General features: G+C 47.3%; 1 pseudogene. It reads left to right on the top strand.

From position 1 onward, the window contains the following. Positions 1 to 516 (top strand): annotated as a pseudogene (locus tag R7190_RS30340) (BatD family protein); the annotation flags it as partial. Positions 517 to 531 lie beyond the last annotated feature (15 nt).

The following is a 531-nucleotide window of genomic DNA, read 5'->3' as shown; positions in this document are numbered from 1 at the left end:
GTGGCTAAAAATGAAGTCATCAACCTACGGATAATGGCAGATTCAGAAGTTGCGTCCGACGCCATCGACTTCAGCGTATTGGAAAAAGACTTCTTCCTAGGACAGCCTCGCTACGGGCGTTCGAGTAACAACATCAATGGTCGAAAATATCAGCGCACAGAATGGAGCATTTCTATAGCGCCAATGAAAGAAGGGATAATTACGATCCCGAGTTTTTCGGCCGATGGCATGAAAACCGAGCCAATTCAGCTAAAAGTCACGGCGAACAAATCGGCGCCCGATCTGGATGATTTGTTCAGCTTCAATATGAGTGTCGATAACCATACGCTATATACGCAGCAATCTGCGAATTTACGCATGCAACTGATCATCAAGGCCGACACTCGCCGTTTAGACAACCCACAAGTTGTGCCACCACGTATTGAAGGCATAAAGATTGCACCTGTTGGTGAAATGCAACAAGGGCAGCGAGTCATTTCTGGGCTTGAAGTGACAGTGGTGGAGCAATCTTTCCGCTGAACCGCAGAACAA

Source organism: Vibrio sp. 1078-1, assembly GCF_033340475.1.
This window is presented reverse-complemented; position numbering and strand designations above follow the sequence as displayed.